General features: G+C 50.0%; 9 protein-coding genes. All 9 read left to right on the forward strand.

Annotated elements, in window-relative coordinates; genetic code table 11:
- The first annotated feature begins 180 nt into the window (after positions 1–180).
- The 9 genes from MKX74_RS04655 to MKX74_RS04695 all read left to right on the forward strand — a co-directional run bounded on the left by MKX74_RS04655 (position 181) and on the right by MKX74_RS04695 (position 14,616).
- The gene (locus tag MKX74_RS04655; RefSeq protein WP_155988540.1) at positions 181–1,101 is read left to right on the forward strand and encodes a hypothetical protein; all 921 of its coding nucleotides are present in this window, start codon (positions 181–183) and stop codon (positions 1,099–1,101) included.
- Between the two features lie 530 nt (positions 1,102–1,631).
- Positions 1,632–4,229 carry a rhamnogalacturonan lyase gene (locus MKX74_RS04660; protein ID WP_341177650.1) on the forward strand — a complete coding sequence of 866 codons (2,598 nt, stop codon included), beginning with the start codon at positions 1,632–1,634 and terminating at the stop codon, positions 4,227–4,229.
- Positions 4,230–4,473: 244 nt separating this feature from the next.
- A complete protein-coding gene (locus tag MKX74_RS04665; RefSeq protein WP_341177651.1) occupies positions 4,474–6,411 on the forward strand; it encodes an ABC transporter ATP-binding protein in 1,938 nt (645 codons plus the stop codon).
- Positions 6,392–8,230, forward strand: coding sequence for an ABC transporter ATP-binding protein (locus MKX74_RS04670; RefSeq protein WP_341177652.1), 1,839 nt, complete (start codon positions 6,392–6,394; stop codon positions 8,228–8,230). The genes MKX74_RS04665 and MKX74_RS04670 overlap by 20 nt, the downstream gene beginning before the upstream one ends.
- Positions 8,231–8,488: 258 nt before the next feature.
- The gene (locus MKX74_RS04675; protein WP_341177653.1) at positions 8,489–10,114 is read left to right on the forward strand and encodes a hypothetical protein; all 1,626 of its coding nucleotides are present in this window, start codon (positions 8,489–8,491) and stop codon (positions 10,112–10,114) included.
- A gap of 100 nt (positions 10,115–10,214) precedes the next feature.
- The gene (locus tag MKX74_RS04680) at positions 10,215–11,171 is read left to right on the forward strand and encodes a nucleoside hydrolase (RefSeq protein ID WP_341177654.1); all 957 of its coding nucleotides are present in this window, start codon (positions 10,215–10,217) and stop codon (positions 11,169–11,171) included.
- Between the two features lie 173 nt (positions 11,172–11,344).
- Positions 11,345–11,743, forward strand: coding sequence for a GntR family transcriptional regulator (locus MKX74_RS04685; RefSeq protein WP_341177655.1), 399 nt, complete (start codon positions 11,345–11,347; stop codon positions 11,741–11,743).
- Positions 11,730–12,632 carry an ABC transporter ATP-binding protein gene (locus MKX74_RS04690; protein ID WP_341177656.1) on the forward strand — a complete coding sequence of 301 codons (903 nt, stop codon included), beginning with the start codon at positions 11,730–11,732 and terminating at the stop codon, positions 12,630–12,632. Before MKX74_RS04685 ends, MKX74_RS04690 begins: the two co-directional genes overlap by 14 nt.
- Positions 12,607–14,616, forward strand: a complete 2,010-nt coding sequence (locus tag MKX74_RS04695) for a DUF6449 domain-containing protein (RefSeq protein ID WP_341177657.1) — start codon at positions 12,607–12,609, stop codon at positions 14,614–14,616. The genes MKX74_RS04690 and MKX74_RS04695 overlap by 26 nt, the downstream gene beginning before the upstream one ends.
- Positions 14,617–15,051 lie beyond the last annotated feature (435 nt).

The raw sequence follows: 15,051 nt of genomic DNA on the forward strand, positions 1-15,051 counted from the left end.
GAATTGGTACAAAGTTCTTAAAAAAAGGCTACCACAAGCTGATATGATTTATCGCCGCACTGTACTATGATGCAATAAGTGCATTATTTGTAAGAGACTACATAAGAAGATATAGAGGAGTGGGTATTTGTTTTGAAGACAGGACATCAAGATCACAGCACAGTACACCAATCAAGCCTAATGGACAGATTCAGAGGCAGTATCAGCTTGAAGCTGCTCATGATCGGATTAATCATCGTTCTGCTGAATGCATGCGGTAGTGGTAAAGGTAGTGGTGATGGACAGACGCTCGACAGTCCGAATATCGACAGTGATATCCAGGTCGGGCAGGAGACAGGTCAGCCGGCTACTAATGATACGAAGACAGAAGACGGGGCAAGTGAGACGACTGGAACGCAAGCGGCTGAAGACACAGCTACAGACTCAGGGACGGCCAGTCCCGCTGGACAGCTCGGATTAGAGACCTCGCAGGAGGAGCTGGGCTCGTATGTGGATGAGCATGGCTTCATTCGCATTAAGGAGCATCCCATCCGTCGAGTGAAGGTACAGGATACGGGCAACATCACTGTAGCCAATTTCGGGGATTCAGTAGTCAATGTAGAGACAGAGGAGGCCATCCATCCGAATTCAGAGCAATATATTCAGGATGCGTACACATTCTTCACAACAGGGCTTGCACCAGAGGAGACCTATAAGACATGGAACGAGGCCTCTAATACGGAGAGAGCGCTGGTGAAGGTACTATTTTTGTCGAGAGAAGGATTGCTGATCCTGGAGGAGGCTCAGCGGACCAACGACTTCACCAGTGAGTCGGCGCGTAATTCGCTTCGATTCTTCCAGGAAGCTTCTTCTTTGGATTCGTGGCTGCCTAGCGGGATAACCTCCTCGGACACGATTATGTTCACGAAGTATGACACGCTAACCAAGCCTGCCTGGGCGAAGCTGGCGGCAATTCAAGATCCGGCAGCACAGCCTGAAGCATTCGCAGCAGCCTACCAAGAGGCAAGAGCAGAGACTAACAATATCATGGGGCTTCTCAATATATTCCTGTCGCCGAATGCACAGGAGCGTCTAGACAAGCTGGATAATGGCAGCAAATAGAATCTATTCAGGTTGAACGCGTAAAATTAAGAAAAAGGAGAGCAACAGAGGAAGTGTGAAATGGGAAGAGACACCGCTGTATGCTCTCTTTCATTCTTCAATAATAGAGTCATAACTTGGCTGGCTAGAATGATCTAGTCAGCTCTTCTTTTTGTCCACCTCTGTACTCGGGGGGTCTTAGTTGATCCGCATATTCACTTCCTCCCTTAGCTAGTATCACCGATTCGATCCACTCATCCAATCCAATTATAGATTGTTCGCTTTCGTCCTATAGCGATGGATGCAGGAGCTTTATGAACTAGCTTCTCAGCATAACACCTCAAAGGTCGAATCATTGAAGAAATGGTACGGATTTTTGAACACTGTGGATAGAAGACAGAAATTATAATAATAAATGGTAATTCAGTATGGCGTGGTAGGGAGGCGCGCACCAGCAGATTGGCAGCATCTATTTTTGTAAGCGCAAACATTAACGATTGTTCAGAATGAATGTACCTTGGACCATGACTACACTTGGAAGGAGACTGTACATGAAGAAGCGAACAAAAGGAGCTGCGCAAAAAATAGCGATCATTGCTGTAAGCGCAATCATGATTGTGACTGGTGTGGGAGCCGGGGGGCAACCGGCAGCAGCCAGCACCGAGGGGGCTGGGGAGACAAGGATGAAGCAGATGGAATATCTGAACCGTGGACTAGTCGCGGCCACAACGCCGGACGGAGCATTCTTAAGCTGGCGTCTGCTCGCGGATGAAGCTACGGGCCATACAGCATCTGGACTTAGCGGACCGGGCTTCTATGTATACCGGAACGGGGAGCGGATTGCTTATGTCACGGACAGTACTAATTATCTGGACCGTGAGGGAACACCGGAGTCTCAATATTCCGTATCTGCTGTCGTATATGGAGCGGAAGCTGATCCAACGGGCGCTACTGAGGATGTGTATGGCCTAGAGCTGGAGAGAAGTCCTGTAGTACAGCCTTGGGATGGCGAGTATATGGACCTGCCACTGAAGAAGCCGGCCGATGGCGTTACGCCAGCAGGAGAATCCTATACTTACTCGGCTAATGATATGAGTGTGGGAGACGTTGACGGTGATGGAGAATACGAATTGTTCGTGAAATGGGATCCATCCAATGCCAAGGATGTGTCCCAGAAGGGCTACACGGGGAATACCTACATTGATGCCTATCGCTTGGATGGCACCCTGCTGTACCGTATTGATCTGGGGAAAAATATTCGTTCAGGCGCCCATTATACACAATTCATGGTCTATGATTTTGACGGGGACGGGAAGGCAGAGCTAATGTTCAAGACGGCCCCGGGCACGCAGGTCATTCCTTATGATGCGCAAGGTCGTGCAGGCAAGGCGCGTTATATCACGATGCCCAAAGCAGATCTCAAAGCAGGCTATAGTCATAAGGATGACTACCGCATGAGTGCGGAGGATTACTATGAGCATGTCGTGAACATGTTCATGAACTGGCATCGTCATGAGGAGGTCTTTAACGGGAACTGGCCAGCAACTCTGGAGGAGAGCTTCGGAATCGAGCCTCGATACAACTATCCACTCTCTCGTGCAGACGCTGAGAGCCTGGCTGACTATTTCATAGATGAATACGCTCCTTCCCGGAGTACTCGCAATGAATTGCGAAGCTTCGAGGGCTTCATCCTGGAGGGACCAGAATATCTGAGTGTATTCGAAGGACTTACAGGCAAGGAGCTACAGACGATTCCGTTCAAGGTAGGACGTCATGATGATGGTCTAATGTGGGGAGATTATGCCATGAGCCGTATCGAACCGGGTAACCGGGTAGACCGTTTTCTGGCAGGAGTGGCCTATCTGGATGGCGAGCATCCATCGGCTGTCTTCGCACGCGGCTATTACACACGTTCGACGCTGGTAGCGTACCGTTGGGATGGTGAGCGTCTGAAGGAGGATTGGCTGGTGGATAGCGGCTGGACACCGATGAGCAATCCGTTCAATGACGGACCGCATGGTGTTAATGGCACGGACCCTGAGTTCGGAACACTGACGACCCAAGGCGCCCATTCTCTCAGCGTGGCGGATGTAGATGGTGATGGCAAGCATGAGATTATTTATGGCTCGGCTACGATTGATCATGATGGCTCCCTGCTCTATAGCTCCATGGATGTCATGCCTCCAGAGAGCGCCACGCCAGGGACGACAGCACGGCTCGGACATGGAGATGCGTTGCATGTCGCTGACATAGATCCGGATCGTCCGGGGCTGGAGATCTTCATGGTGCATGAGGGGGGTTCCTATGCTCCGTATGGATATTCCCTGCGGGATGCCCGGACCGGTGAAGTCATCTACGGAGGATATACAGGCAGGGATACTGGACGTGGCATGGTCGGGGATGTAGATCCTTCGCATCGTGGTCTGGAGACCTGGGCTGTCCAGCTTCGTACCGCCGATGGGCAGCAGATTAGTACTTCCATTCCGGGCACGAACATGAATATCAAGTGGGCCGCTAACATGACGACACAGATTGTGAATGGCTCCCTGGAGAACACACCAACTATCGAGGACTGGCAACGGGGAACGTTGCTGACAGCAACAGGAACACGCACCAATAATCACACGAAGGGTACGCCCTCTCTTGTAGCTGACATCTTCGGTGATTGGCGAGAGGAACTGCTTGTGCGCACAGCCGATAGCTCGGCCATCCGTATTTATATGAGCACCGAGTTAACGGACCGAAAGCTGTATACACTCATGCATGATGCGCAATACCGAACAGGAATTGCATGGCAGAATTCGGGCTATAATCAGCCATCCTATCCAAGCTTCTATTTTGCTTCGGATACGGAGTGGTCTGCGGTGCCGCTTCCACAGCTGCGGGCTCCGGGAGCACTGCATGGAATGGGGGAGGCGTTGAAGCAATTCAAGGCTGATGGTGAAGTAGATGAGAAGGTGTCCCGTAAGCTGGAGCAGCGTCTGACCCAGGCACAGCGACAGCTGGATCGAGGGGAGCTTGGCAAGGCTGAGGAGCATGTGCAGCAGATGATCCGATTGCTGGAGAAAAGCAAGAAGCCGCAGGATATCTCCGTGCGTGCTGAGCATGGCTTGCTTCGATACACGAATATGTTCTTGGGTTCGAAGTAGATCGGGAACGTATTCATGTGACCCGACCCTGATCGCTTCATGATTCGTTAATATCTTCCGGTAGATATGGCCTTGTGCCATGATCTGCCGGAAGTTTTTTTGCAATTTCGGACGAAGCTACGGGCAAATGCAGAAAATCATAAAAATATGGGGTATATTAAAGTATACATATTTTGCAATTCACAGTATGAATAACAGGGTCCGATAAGGACGGAAAATTCCGGTTTCGGAGGAATGACTGACTATGGCACTCATATTTACTTTCTTGAAAAAATACCGGATTGCTTCTTGTGTGGCACTGAGTATGATGCTGATCGAACTAGTTGTAGAGCTGTTGCAGCCCTGGATCATCTCCAAAATCATTGATGAAGGAATACGTCAGCAGAATGCGCAGGTCGTATGGATGTGGGGGGGCATCCTGACTGGTGGAGCACTATTGGCCTTCACAGGGGGTGTATTTGGCTCCTTCTACGCCTCACATGCCAGTCAGGGAGTCGGCTACGATCTGCGTGATCGCCTATACCGCAAGCTGGAGTCACTGTCCTACGCAGCGTTTAGCCGCTTTGCCGTGTCCTCGCTCATTACGCGTCTCACAGGTGATGTCACGCAGCTGCAGGAGACGATCTTTATGAGTCTGCGTTTCATGTCACGGGTGCCATTAATCGTCATCGGAAGTGTCATCATGTCATTATTGGTCCACTTCAAATTGGGGCTGCTGCTAACGGTGATGGTTCCCATCCTGATCGTTATCTTGACCATCGTCATGAAACGGGCAGCACTGCTGTATCGAAGTGTGCAACGCAGACTGGATAAGGTAAATGGGGTCATCCAGGAGAATCTCAGCGGGATTCGTCTGATTCGCGTATTTGTTCGCATGAAGCACGAAATGGGCCGCTTCGCAGAGCATAATCGGAATCTGATGCAGGGAACGATGTCTGCCTTGCGGTTCACAGAGACGACAATGCCCTTTGTGCTGTTCTTAATGAATCTGGGCATTATCGGTGTGCTGTGGCTGGGAAAAGCGGATATTGCTACCGGAGATGCTACGATAGGTGAAGTCGTTGCGGTCATTAACTATATGCTACGGACCATTGGAGCCTTGTCGGCCTTGTCGTGGATTGTATCGACGTATTCCAGAGCTGGGGCCTCCGCACAGCGGATTGGTGAGGTGCTCTACGCCGAGGATCTTGCTCCAGAGAGCTCGCACGCTCTATCAAACTCGCAAGCACTATCGAACTCGCAAGCACTATCGAACTCGCAAGCACTATCGAACTCGCAAGCTCTAGAGAGCTCGTATGCTCCAAAGAGTCTTGTCCCACAGAGCCATGCATCAGTAGCGAGCCCTTCGAACGGTGATACTCCAATCTCCAAAGCTAATGGTACTACGGAACGGTCGAGGTCTGTGATAGTGCCTGCGTCAGTGCCGATTGTGGGAGACATTGCCTTCGAAGAGGTAAGCTTCAGCTACCCCGGAAGCGACCTGCCTGTCCTGCTGAATATATCGTTCCAAGCGAGAGCGGGGCAACGGATTGCCATCATGGGGGCTACGGGCTCAGGCAAGACGTCCCTGGTGCAGCTCATCCCCCGCTTATACGAGGAGAATTCGGGCGTGGTGCGTATGGATGGACATCCGGCGCGTGAGCTGGATGTGCACCAGGTAAGAAGCTCTATTGGATATGTACCGCAGGAGGTGCTGTTATTCTCGGGCAGTGTGCGTGACAATATTGCTTGGGGGAATCCAGCGGCAACAGCTGCGGAGATTGAGCTTGCAGCCCGCCAAGCACAAATTCACGAGACGATTGAACGTCTGCCACAAGGCTATGATACGATGATCGGCCAAAAAGGTGTGAATCTGTCCGGCGGCCAGAAGCAGCGGCTGTCCATTGCCCGTGCGCTAGTTCGCAAGCCAGCGATTCTTATTCTGGACGACAGCACAAGTGCGCTGGATGTGCAGACCGAGAATGCTCTGCTGCGGGAGCTAAAAGAATTGGCGTGCACAACGATTCTCATTACGCAGAAGGTCAGTTCAACGGCCTCAGCAGATCTGATTTTGCTATTGGACGAAGGACGGCTAATGGAGAAGGGGAGCCATCAGGAGCTGATGGAGCGCTCATCCTTATACCGTACCATTTATGATTCACAGCATGAGGAGGAGGGGCAGCATGTTCAAGGCATTCGTTGAGCCTTTCCGTCATCCACGTCCTGTCATAGAGCCGGGCGCAGGACAGGCAGCAGGCTCTGGCCGAAGAGGCAGACCTGCCAAGGTCAAGGACTGGTCTGCTACGTTGCGGAGATTGTGGACCTACCTTGCGTCGCGCAAATTAAAGCTGTTCTGGGTGCTCTTCATGGTAGTGCTTAGCTCAGGCCTCGCACTACTAGGACCTTATATGGTTGGGGTGGCGGTGGATGACTATCTGCAGGGTGCAGGTAGCTGGAGCTGGGGGTATTACCTCTGTGCACTGGCCCTCGTCTATGCTCTTGCCTCGATCACAGGCTGGCTGCAAAGCATCTGGATGATCGGAATTGCCCAGGATACGGTGTATCGTCTCCGGTATGACCTGTTCTCTCATCTGCATAGACTGCCGGTCGCCTATTTTGGCAAGCGCCAGCAGGGAGAGATTATGAGCCGTCTGACCAATGACATCGAGAATGTTAGCTCGACGCTGAACAGCTCGGCCATCCAGATATTCTCAAGTGTGCTTACCCTGCTCGGAACGCTTGGCGTCATGCTCTGGCTGAGTCCGTTGCTCACGCTGCTCACCTTCATTGTTGTGCCTTTGATGTATATAGGGATGCGCTGGATTACACGCAGGACAGGTCCCTTGTTCAAGCAACGCCAGCGCAATCTGGGCGATCTGAACGGCTACATAGAGGAAACATTGTCAGGACAACGGCTAATCAAGGCCTTCTCTCAGGAGCAGCGGGTCATACGCGAGTTCGGAGAGCGCAATGACCGCATCCAGTTATCTGGCTTCTGGGCGCAGACGATTTCCGGCTTCATTCCGAAGCTGATGAACGGACTGAACAATCTCAGCTTTGCCATTGTAGCAGGCATCGGCGGGATTCTGGCTATTCACGGAGCTGTGACAGTAGGCATCATGATCGTCTTCGCCGAGTATGCTCGCCAATTCACACGACCGTTGAATGATCTGGCGAATCAATGGAATACGCTCCTGTCCGCTCTGGCTGGAGCAGAGCGTGTATTCGAGGTGCTGGATGAGGACGAGGAGGCTGGTGATGAAGGAGCCTCTACAGTAATCTCCAGTGTACAGGGGGCTGTTCGCTTTCAGGAGGTCAGGTTCTCCTACGACAAGGATAGTGGTGTAACGCTAGAAGACATTACTTTTGAGGCTGAGCCTGGGGAAATGATTGCACTGGTCGGTCCTACCGGGGCTGGCAAGACAACCTTGATTCAGTTGTTATCCCGCTTCTATAATCCTGACGCTGGGACGATTACGCTCGACGGGCGCGACCTGGGCACGATCACCCGCGAAAGTCTGAGATCTCACATGGCCTTCGTGCTGCAGGATTCCTTCCTATTCGAGGGAACCATTCGCGAAAATATCCGGTATGGAAGGCTGGATGCTACGGATCAGGAGGTGGAAGAGGCTTCCAGGCTTGCGAATGCCCATTCCTTCATTTCCCGATTGCCGCAGGGCTATGATAGACTGCTACGGGCAGATGGAAGCGGAATTAGTCAGGGACAGAAGCAGCTGCTGGCTATTGCCCGAGCCATGCTGGCTGATCCTGCTATTCTCGTACTGGATGAGGCGACCAGCAGCATAGATACAGTTACTGAGATCAAGATTCAGGAAGGGCTTCACCGTCTCATGCAGGGAAGGACCAGCTTTGTGATAGCCCATCGGCTGAATACTATCCGCAGAGCTGACCGTATTCTGGTGCTGAAGGACGGAAGATTGATCGAGCAGGGGACCCATAAGGAACTTCTGGCCGAAAAAGGCTTCTACAGTCGCCTGGTCTCTGGTCAGTTGGAGAATTAAATAGCAGGTATATTACTGAAGGTCTATTAAGCAGAGCACTATTTCCCAACGATGGGGGAACGGGTGCTTTGCTTTTTTATATAACTGATCAATATGATTCTTTGTTAGAAGTCACTCATCCTGGCCTGTTCAGAATCCGTTCAGTGCGTCCTGTTAGAATGAGTGCCACAAGTTACTCAGACAGTCAGGTGTTCATTGAGTTCAATTCGAGAATGGGACGGCATTACAATATTATATAAAAGGACGGACAGGGCTAATATGAGTAAAAGTTCATACAGCTTGGCGTTGTTGTCGGGGAAGACTGTGGAAGAGCATTGTACAGAGATTATGCAAATCTATCGAAGATACAAGTTCATGAAGGATGAAGATCTCGGCAGGATCATCCGTTCAGCACAGCAGGAGCCGAAGTCAGCACAAGATAATGAATGGCGTTACATGGTATTCGCTGCAGCAAAAGAGGCCGTTCGCAGGGTAACAGGGCTGGAGGTGCATGATGTTCAGCTCTCGGCAGCCTGGTTCATGACAGAAGGATACTTCATCGAAATGAGATCGGCAGAGGAGAGGCTGCTAGTCTCTCTTTTGGCATCGACATGGTTAGCTGTACAGGGCTGTGGGGCTCATATCATGGCTGTCAGTGATGAGGAAGCCTTTCAGGACTATAAAATGCTGCGTCCAATCTTTGAATTGCTTGGACTGCAAGCAGGTATGAATTATCCACAAGGAACCGTGAAGCGTAAGCAGCAGGCGTATTTGGCTGATGTGACGTTCGGTGGTTTTCATGAATTCATGGCCGATTATTTGCACGATCATCTGACGATACAGGACAGGGAGCGCATTCAGACCTTTCACCGATATGCGATTATTCATGATGCTGAATCTGTGCTGATTCGTCATATGCTGAGTCCATTGATCATGCAAAGGCAAGGGTATGGAAAAGAGGATAGAGAGCATCTGTTACGGGCAGAAATGTCGATAGCTCACTATTACAGACAATATACGCACGTATGTGGATCGGCGGCTGTACTGACTTCCGATGAGGAGGAACTCGCAAGTATCTATGGTGTTGAATGTGAGATTATGCCTTCCTCGCATTTACGCCAGCGTGCACTCACAGAGGAGATTGTTCGCCACCATCGCTCAGCCGCCCAGATGACTTGGAACAGACCCGGCTACCAGCCGGAGTCATCAGACAGTCTTCGGGCAGCGGGATTAACTTGTCTCGCAATTAAGCCCGATGAGGAGAAGGAGCATGCCGAGAAGATCTTCAAGGAGCAGCAGGAGGAACTCTCTTTCCATCTGCATCGACTTGGGCGGACCAAAGAGATGAGGGCACGTGCAGCTGCGCTGGATGAGCCTTTATACGATCACCGCTCCAAGATATATAGCCGAAGAGATCAGATGTGGGAGAAGAAGTCTGTTGCAGGTCATCTCCATACACATATGAAAAGGTATATACGAAGGTATTCGGGGCCACGAAGTAGCCTTCAGCTACAATTATTTAACTTGGGGCTTGAGCTGCTTGAGGATCGACATCCGGTACTGCAGGAGGAGCCTTTAACAACTAGTGAGCTTATCGAGACCTGGGAAGATCTGTGGTCAGCCATGCTGCGTAGGAATGGTGCCTCCAGGATGCTCATGCACTGTCGGGAACAGTATATGCGTATGCTGGATAAGCACTGGTCACTATATACGGAGAGCTTATTGGAGCTTAAATGGGGAATGACCCAAGGCAAGGAAGAACGCCAAGGAGTAGCAGAGGCTTATTATCAGGCTGCTGAGCATTTCTTTCAGCAAGCGGATCAGGAATGGAACGGTGACTTTGCCTCATGGATGCTGGAGACCGCGTTGCCATCTTATTTGACACATGGGTCCAGCTTGGCCTGATCCTCTGCCCGAATCGGACAAGCTCGTGTATACTGTAACCATACAGTGACGAACTTAGGAACAGCGACATGTTGCTAGGATTCATGATGGAGGTTATTGCATGACTACACGAATCATTCTGGATGTCGATACAGGGATTGACGATTCACTCGCTATTGCCTATGCTGCAAGCTCGCCGGAGCTCGAACTGGTGGGAATTACGACTACGTACGGGAATATCTCGCAAGAAGAGGCTACGCGTAATTCCTTGATATTGCTGGAGCTGCTGCACCATGATGCACCGGTGTATCCGGGAGCTGCCAAGCCCTATGCCCGTGAGTTGTTCAAGCCTTATGCCCGGCATATTCATGGTGAAGATGGCATTGGCAATCAGCTGGCTGGGGAGCCGATCAGGAAGGCAGAGGAGAAGCATGCAGCCGACTTCATTATTGAGCAGGCCAAGCTTCATCCACAGCAATTGACGGTAATTGCTGTGGGACCTCTGACGAATCTGGCTCTGGCACTCGACCGATGCCCGGAGCTGCCGCAGCTGCTCGGCCATCTGATTATTATGGGGGGTGCTGTGACAGTTCCGGGGAATGTTACACCTACGGCAGAGGCCAATATTTATTCTGATCCAGAAGGAGCTGCTCGCGTAATCGAAGCAGGCTTCCACATGACGATGGTGGGGCTGGATGTGACGATGCAGACCCTTCTGCCACAGCGACTCGTAGAGAAATGGCGGGCACAGGGGACAGCGCTATCCGCTTTCTTGACAGGGATGATGGAGTTCTACATCGACGCCTATCAGAAGTTCAAGCCGGGCATTGCTGGTTGTGCGCTGCATGATCCATTGGCGGTAGGAGTGGCCATTGATCCGAGCTTTGTTCGCACGAGATCCATGCACATTCAGGTGGAGACTGGAGCTTCGGTGGCAGTAGGAAGAACGAGTGAGATCGAGGGACCAACAGGGGCCACCAGTCAGCAGATTGAAGTGGCGCTCGAAGTGGATGCCGACAGATTTCTGGAGCATTTTTTGCAGAGGGTCATGCATATTCACAGTACAACGGCTAACTAAACGTTTATTCTACAATCATGTCTCTCTTTTTGTGGGGAGCATGATTTTTTTTGTTGACACACCGTGCTAACTGTATTATATATGATAGTACAGTTAGTACAGATGACAGAGATAAAGAAAACTGGGGAGCATATGAAATGGGATCATGAACTTTAACCGAAAGGAGGAAGTGTATGTTTGAATTGGATGTCCGCAGTCGGAAGCCCATCTACGAGCAGCTAATGGATAAAATTCGATCCTTGATTGTCAGTCGTGCCCTGGCACCGGATGAACAGCTTCCGTCTGTACGCGTCTTGTCCTCACAATTGACGGTGAATCCCAATACGATTCAGAAGGCTTATCGTGAGCTGGAGCGGGAAGGGTATATTTATTCCGTGCCTGGCAAAGGCAGCTTCGTATCCCCGTTGGAGGAGCTGCCCCAAGGAGCCAAGCTGGAAGAAATACGGAAGCATATGCTTACTTTGATGGAGGAGGCTATATTCTTGGGAATGACGAGAGAGGACCTGTTGCAGCTATATGCGGAAGCATCTCAGCTTCGGGACGGAAGGGGGAAGCACGGTGATTCATATTAGTGGAGTCAGCAAAATCTATGAGAACGAGAAGGCGGTCGACAGCCTGACCATGCAGGTGCAGCAGGGATCTATTTTCGGATTGCTAGGCTCGAATGGAGCTGGCAAGACGACTTTGCTGAAGATGCTCGCAGGAATCATCAGACCTGATGAGGGAACGATTACGTTGGAGGGCCAGGGGATCTACGAGCAGCCCGAGGTGAAGCGGCGGGTGATGTTTGTACCAGATAGCCCGTACTTTTTTCCACAATCGAATCTGCGCCAGATGGCGGATTTCTACCGATCGCTCTATTCGTCATGGAGTGAGGAGAGGTATAGTCAGCTCAGTAGCATATTCAAGCTGGACCCTCGTCGCAAGCTGCATCGTATGTCCAAGGGGATGCGCCGTCAGGCAGCCTTCTGGCTGGCTCTCAGCAGTTCCCCGGATCTACTCATTTTGGATGAGCCTATTGATGGTCTTGACCCGGTGATGCGCAGACATATGAAGAACCTGCTGTTCCAGTATGCTGCCGAGCGTCAGATGACTGTTGTCATCTCTTCCCATAATCTGCGAGAGATTGAGGATATGTGCGATCACGTAGGCATTATGCACAAGGGGCGCCTCTTGCTTCACAAGGAGATCGATGATCTGCGAGGAGATACTCACAAAATCCAGGTGGCCTTCAAGGAAGGCACTCGTCTTGATGAATTAGAGCAGCAGCTAGATATTTTACATAAAGAACAACGTGGTACAGTCCTGCTCTATATCGTTCGTGGTGATCAGGTTCCTATTCAGAAGGTGTTCGCCTCCTATCAGCCTCTGGTTATGGACCTGCTTCCGCTAACTTTGGAAGAAATATTTATCTATGAAATGGGGGACGCCGGGTATGACATCCAACCGATCCTTCTTTAATCGTGGCATGTTTCGTCAGAATCTGAGACAGCACGGGTGGATCAGCATCCTGTATCTGCTCGCTCTTATTTTCGTACTGCCGATCCAACTCGTACTAGCTGTGAACTGGGAGGGGAGGATTGCAAGGGAGCAGCTCGATAATCTCTTTGTCATACAGGATGCTCTCCAAGCTCTCATTTTGGTCGTATTTCCTGTTATAACCGGCGTGTTCATAACCAGATACCTGCAGAGCAGGGCCGCTGCTGATCTCTACCATAGTCTCCCGCTACGTCGGAGCCAAATGCTGACCAATCAGCTATTGTGCGGAAGTATTATTGTGCTGGTACCCGTATGTCTGACCACAGGCATTATGATACTGATGACAGGCAACGAGCAGCTAGCTTATCTTTTTGAAAGTGCAGATGTATGGTATTGGGGAATTACCGCGAGTATGGTGTCACTGTTCCTGCTTGCCTTTACTATATTCGTTGGGATGTGCGTAGGACAGTCTATATTCCAGACGGTGGTAGTCAGTATTTTATTGCTTCTTCCTGCCCTATGGGTGGAGTTGATAGAGTTATATTTGCGAAAGTTCATCTTCGGGTATCCAGATGTCAATCTGCTGGGTGTGAAGATTGAAAGGCTATCGCCGCTAGTCACAGTATTCTCCGCTTATTATTTACCATTAACCTGGATCGACCTGCTCATATATATTGGATTATGTGTGATCTTCGTCGCGCTCTCATTCCTGCTGTACAAGAGAAGACATATTGAGAAGGCGTCACAAGCCGTCGTGTTTACTTACTTTCACCCGGTATTTAAGGCAGGGGTAGTCCTGTGTGCCATGATGGTGGTGGGATTTTATTTCAGTGAGCAATCACGAGGGAGTCTGTCATGGACGTTGTTCGGATACGTGCTTGGCGCGGTGATCGGATACATCGCTGCCGAGATGATGCTTCGCAAGTCGTGGCAGATCTGGGGCCGCAGGATGCTTGTGGAGTCTGCCGTATATACAGCTGTTATTGGACTCCTGCTCTATATTCCTGTCTCTCCGTGGACTGGCTATGAGAGTCGAATACCAGCAGCTTCTACGGTGGACGGCGTATTTTTCGGGGAATATTTACATCCATACAACCAAGATGGCAAAGATAGTAAGGACATTCCCTATGTGCAAAATGAAGAATATACGGCTGCTGTCCTGAGCCTGCACCGAGAGATTGTTACCACGCGTCCTGATGAACGTCGAATAACGGGCAGAGAAAGTCGACCTGTAGTCATCTCCTATCATTTAGAAAATGGAGAGACGATGCTGAGAGCTTATACGGTACCTGAGCAGCAGATGAGGGAGCAACTGAAGACGATTATGGAGATGCCCGCTTATAAGCAGGAACGGTATCGCCTGCAACAGCTGGAGGTTCTGCCGGATCGTGTCACCATTGAATCTGTTGACAGCTACAACAAATATGCCATAGTGTCTGGCAAAGACGAGATTCGTGAGCTGATGCAGGTGCTGACTGAGGAATATCTGGCGATGGATTATGAAGTGATGAGTGATAGCATTCGGCCCCGTGCAAATATTGAACTGTCGTGGAAAGGACAGGAAAAACAAGAAGAGGACCAGAACAGGATAACTTTGCAGTGGAAGCCTAGCTTCAGCAAGCTGAGTGCCTGGATGGAGGAGCACGGAGTTGCACAAGAGGTCGCTCTTCAGCCTGAGGACATTCGTAATATTGAGGTTGTGAAGTATACTTCAGCAAGTGCAGAAGCTATGTCTCAGCAGTGGCTGCCGCCATATGAGCTCTTCAAGCAATCGAATGCAATATCCTTGATGGAAGCTCGGGACGACGCGATGATGCAATATATTCTGGACCATAGAAGAGATTATGATCCTGCTGATCCGCGGACAGCCTATGTACTTCGAATGCTGGTTCAGAATACGGAGAATTTCTACGTACTGTTCGCAGAGGATGTGACACCAGAGCTGACTGCATTTCTTGAGCGCTGACCCATTGCATATCGCAAGATAAATTCAGCTTAAAGCAGTCTGTTGTCTGTGAAAGTACGTCAATAGAGTTTGTTATAATGGAATACCAGCGATGATCTCTGATTGGTTCAGAGGTCATCTTTTTTTTGCTATGTGCAAATAAAAAACGACAAGAAGTGATACGTTACGTATCTGTGTTACTTTACTTAACTCGAAAAACTCCTTGATTGCTGTAAGACATATATCATACAGATTAGTTTAAAAAGCATATATTAATTCAATTTAACATTCAAAATGTAAATAAATTAAGAGAAAAATGGTAGAAAACTAATATTTTTTGCGGTTATAATTATTTTTTTGCAACAATAATTGAAAAAGGTAATTGCCCAACCTCAGGAATCTGTGTATACTAATTGTATAATTCATACCACATAATGTTAAATAAACTAACGTGAA

The sequence above is a fragment of the Paenibacillus sp. FSL K6-1230 genome (assembly GCF_038002385.1).
Taxonomy (GTDB): Bacteria; Bacillota; Bacilli; order Paenibacillales; family Paenibacillaceae; genus Paenibacillus; species Paenibacillus massiliensis.

Excerpts from the sequence above, each read along its gene's own strand:
- MKX74_RS04655 (WP_155988540.1), top strand. The coding sequence starts at position 181 with ATGGACAGATTCAGAGGCAGTATCAGCTTGAAGCTGCTCATGATCGGA.
- MKX74_RS04660 (WP_341177650.1), top strand. The coding sequence starts at position 1,632 with ATGAAGAAGCGAACAAAAGGAGCTGCGCAAAAAATAGCGATCATTGCT.
- MKX74_RS04665 (WP_341177651.1), top strand. The coding sequence starts at position 4,474 with ATGGCACTCATATTTACTTTCTTGAAAAAATACCGGATTGCTTCTTGT.
- MKX74_RS04670 (WP_341177652.1), top strand. The coding sequence starts at position 6,392 with ATGTTCAAGGCATTCGTTGAGCCTTTCCGTCATCCACGTCCTGTCATA.
- MKX74_RS04675 (WP_341177653.1), top strand. The coding sequence starts at position 8,489 with ATGAGTAAAAGTTCATACAGCTTGGCGTTGTTGTCGGGGAAGACTGTG.
- MKX74_RS04680 (WP_341177654.1), top strand. The coding sequence starts at position 10,215 with ATGACTACACGAATCATTCTGGATGTCGATACAGGGATTGACGATTCA.
- MKX74_RS04685 (WP_341177655.1), top strand. The coding sequence starts at position 11,345 with ATGTTTGAATTGGATGTCCGCAGTCGGAAGCCCATCTACGAGCAGCTA.
- MKX74_RS04695 (WP_341177657.1), top strand. The coding sequence starts at position 12,607 with ATGACATCCAACCGATCCTTCTTTAATCGTGGCATGTTTCGTCAGAAT.